General features: G+C 41.8%; 2 protein-coding genes and 1 CRISPR repeat array. Both genes read left to right on the plus strand.

The features are described 5' to 3' along the window. Positions 1–378 precede the first annotated feature (378 nt). Positions 379–2,014: a CRISPR direct-repeat array (repeat unit 37 nt; unit sequence GTTTCAGTCCCCTTGCGGGGATTAGTTTAGCGGAAAG). A 572-nt stretch (positions 2,015–2,586) separates the two neighbouring features. Then, a complete protein-coding gene (locus ACM0OP_RS23735) occupies positions 2,587–3,555 on the plus strand; it encodes a deoxyribodipyrimidine photo-lyase (RefSeq protein ID WP_414530867.1) in 969 nt (322 codons plus the stop codon). A 6-nt stretch (positions 3,556–3,561) separates the two neighbouring features. Continuing rightward, positions 3,562–4,137 (plus strand): FAD-binding domain-containing protein, encoded by a 576-nt coding sequence (locus tag ACM0OP_RS23740; protein WP_414530869.1) that lies wholly within the window; start codon positions 3,562–3,564, stop codon positions 4,135–4,137. The last annotated feature ends 90 nt before the right edge of the window (positions 4,138–4,227 follow it).

A 4,227-nucleotide genomic window follows, 5' to 3' on the forward strand; every position in this document is an offset into this window, starting at 1 on the left:
ACTGGTTTGCTAATTGCTGCTACTGTACCTCATAACAGCCGGAAACGCTGTATACACCGGGGGCGCTATTGATGTCCCTGTATTCCGAGGACAGGGCGGAATACCATCGCAGTTTTTATTCTGCTGACCCCAGATTATCGTTTCAGTCGTTTTCGATAATTCCTCATCACGATGCCTCTTCAAGGATTCACTCTCGTTAACCCACTGGTGGTTTTACCCTAGCGCTTCACCGACTTTACGACTTGTTGATGTCGCGCATTTAACCCTCTAGCTCTGAGACATTACAGTTACCTGTTATGCCCCTTCGGGCGGGTACTGGTATGGACATTTACCAGGAGTATTTCTGAGGTACTCACTCCAAACGTGCGACTGATAGTCGCACCAGTCCCCTTGCGGGGATTAGTTTTGCGGAAAGACAGCAAAACAGTGGGCAGCGCAAAGACCATTTTACCGTTTCAGTCCCCTTGCGGGGATTAGTTTAGCGGAAAGTATAGATGGTAGTTTTCGGAAAGCATTTCCTAATGCGTTTCAGTCCCCTTGCGGGGATTAGTTTAGCGGAAAGTTCAGTTCAAGAAAGAGTTGTCGATCAGATCCTAAGTTTCAGTCCCCTTGCGGGGATTAGTTTAGCGGAAAGTGTGTGTGTTGTTGTGTTTGTTGTGTGTGTGTGTTTTGTTTCAGTCCCCTTGCGGGGATTAGTTTAGCGGAAAGATGGAGTAAAACGTTCACTTCATGATATGAAAGGGTTTCAGTCCCCTTGCGGGGATTAGTTTAGCGGAAAGTCCTAGCTGTTTCGTGTCCTGGAATTTATCGGACGGTTTCAGTCCCCTTGCGGGGATTAGTTTAGCGGAAAGAAGACAAAGATGTTTTATTCAAGATATTGTTTGGGTTTCAGTCCCCTTGCGGGGATTAGTTTAGCGGAAAGTCCTAGCTGTTTCGTGTCCTGGAATTTATCGGACGGTTTCAGTCCCCTTGCGGGGATTAGTTTAGCGGAAAGAAGACAAAGATGTTTTATTCAAGATATTGTTTGGGTTTCAGTCCCCTTGCGGGGATTAGTTTAGCGGAAAGATTAATAATATAACCATTCTCTAACCCATTTCCTGTGTTTCAGTCCCCTTGCGGGGATTAGTTTTGCGGAAAGGTAAAACAAGAACATTTACAGGATTTATCTTTTGAATGTTTCAGTCCCCTTGCGGGGATTAGTTTAGCGGAAAGTCTAAGTCTGGTACGTTTTACGAGTTTGTTGAATGGTTTCAGTCCCCTTGCGGGGATTAGTTTAGCGGAAAGTGTTCTCAAAGATGGTGAACCCAAAATTGCTGATGGTTTCAGTCCCCTTGCGGGGATTAGTTTAGCGGAAAGCAAAGCCAAGGACGAAGCGGACGCTGAGGTTGTAGAATAGTTTCAGTCCCCTTGCGGGGATTAGTTTAGCGGAAAGTAATAATAATTTTCATTCATTGCATATTCCATTATTGTTTCAGTCCCCTTGCGGGGATTAGTTTAGCGGAAAGAAACGCCCAAGTATACGGCAAAAAATAATTATGGGGAAGTTTCAGTCCCCTTGCGGGGATTAGTTTAGCGGAAAGAATTTCTTCACCTCTTTGTTGTGCAGCAATACAAAGTTTCAGTCCCCTTGCGGGGATTAGTTTAGCGGAAAGTTCTCTACTGTGGATATTTGTGGGTTAATTTCGTTGTTTCAGTCCCCTTGCGGGGATTAGTTTAGCGGAAAGGTCAGGTCTTGTTGAAATTGACGGGGATAAAATTAAGTTTCAGTCCCCTTGCGGGGATTAGTTTAGCGGAAAGCCAAAACGAACGCAACCATAGCCGTAACAATTGGTTGTTTCAGTCCCCTTGCGGGGATTAGTTTAGCGGAAAGTCCGTCACGTCCGACGGTCAACTTCATCAAGCCAAGTTTCAGTCCCCTTGCGGGGATTAGTTTAGCGGAAAGTCTACTTAATCTGCTTACCGTCTGAGTATAAAACAGTTTCAGTCCCCTTGCGGGGATTAGTTTAGCGGAAAGCCCGCCATCTGAAACATAGTCTACCAGTGGATTCTGGAGGCGATTTTGGCAAAGCTGATCTAGAAACCCTGTTTCAGGCTTTGAAAAACCGCCAACTGAAACTTATGAAACTCCGTAACTATTGATTTGTCAAGGTTCTGGCGATTTGGCAAACCCCCAGGGTTTTTGACCTCACTATAGGTCTGCCAAAATTCAAGTTGATTACATCATCATAAGATGATTATTTGTTCTTGTCCAGATATATTACTTTCCATTTGACTGCTTGAGCGATCGCCTGTTCCCCATATACCCCATCAGGAACCATTGCGGCTAAATCAATCACCTCAGTCAGCTTTAACCCTGGCTTGCGATTGTCATACGGGTTAAGGTCATGCTTGGCGTTGTGGTCATCCAGTCGTTGCTAACACTAATAGTTTCTGACTTTCTCCATAACCACGCCTCAATGTCAGTAGCCGCCTGATTGGCTACCTGCACCGCATCATTCATTCTGTAGGCGTAGGTCATAGTTTTAGTTCCACCATTAAAATTTATTGGTACACTTGTATTATTAAGTTGATGTAGAAAATTGAGTTATGCACCTTCTGTGGTTTCGTCGAGATTTACGTTTGAATGACAATGAAATTATTGCTTTAGCGTCTGCTAATAATGCCGCAGTTTTACCATTCTTCATTATTGATCCTTGGTTTTATCAATGGGTTGATGTAGGTAAAGGGCGGGTGCAGTTTTTGTTTGAGTCTTTAGAAAATCTAGATAGCAATTTACAAAAATTAGGCAGCAAACTCATATTATTTGAAGGTAATGCTGTAGAAATTATACAGGAATTAACTCAACAATTAACACAGCAGGGACATAGACCCAAACTCTACTTTAATCGTGATGTACAAGTTGAGTATGGTATTAGCAGAGATCAAAGTCTAGTTAATTTATATCAAGCATTAAATCTCGATTATAATCTGGGACTAAATAACTTTTTGCAATCACAAGATAACCGTGAGCAGTGGTTTAACGAATATTACACATATCAAAGACAATCTGTTTACCCAATTCCCACTAACATCAACACTCCATCACTTTGTCTAAACTTACCTCAAATTACATTTTCTGAACTCAAACGTAAATATCGTGCTTTTTTGCCAACAGAACAGGTATATTTTATTGGTGGAGAAACACAGGCACAAGCTACATTAAATTCATTTCTGAAAAGTAGATTTAGTGGTTATCATTGGAAACTTTCACGCCCTTGGTTAGCACAGCAAGGTGCAACATCTCACCTATCACCACATCTGACTTTTGGGACAATTTCAACTCGCATTGTTTACCAACGTACTAAAGCACGGGCAGCAGAACTTACAAATCAACCCAAGGCAGAATTTTCATTAAAAGCTTTTCGTGACCGTCTACGCTGGCACGATAGTTTTACACAGCGCCTTTATTTTTACCCAGAACTAGCTTACAAAAATCGTTACCCAGAATTTGATGAATGGTATACACCTCTGGAGTTACCACCAGAAAAACAAGAACTGTCGCATACTGGCATCTAGGAGGGAATGACAGGCTTTCCCCTCCTAGATGCCAGTATGCGACAACTAAAAACTATGGGTTGGATGAATTTTCGCATGAGGGCAATGTGTGCCACATTTTTAACTATCAATTGCGGTATTTCCTGGCATCATGGGGCTAGACATTATATGAACTATTTAGTAGATGGAGATTTAGCAATTGATAATTGGCAGTGGCAAATGCAATCAGGTGTTACTAATCCGCTTAGTGATACTTTTCGCATATATAACCCAAACAAAAATATTCCAAAAAAAGACCCAGACCTCAAATTTATTTACTATTGGATAAGCGAACTAAAAGGATACAGTCTACCAGAAATTATTCAAGGTAAATATATTGGCACTAGTTCTTACCCACCAACTATTTTAGATTGGGCTAAAACCCGCAAAGTTAACGGTAAAATCATTTCTGACCTTCGGAAAAAAGTAAAAGAAAGATTAACTCTCCAAGGTGGAACAGAATATGAAAGTGCAGTTGCAGCTCAAGAAACAGTAAATAAATACTGGCAACATAAAGATAGGGAGTACAAAGAATTTAAGGAATTAGAGGCAGAACTAGAGTAATTAAATAGAATTGATCGCTCCCCCACCCCTAATATGCAGGGTCAGCGCATCTCAAACCCTGTTGACAAGAGGACTTGCCTAATCAGCAAT

Origin of the sequence: Nodularia chucula CCY0103 (genome assembly GCF_963923915.1) — a bacterium.
Classification (GTDB): Bacteria; Cyanobacteriota; Cyanobacteriia; order Cyanobacteriales; family Nostocaceae; genus Nodularia; species Nodularia chucula.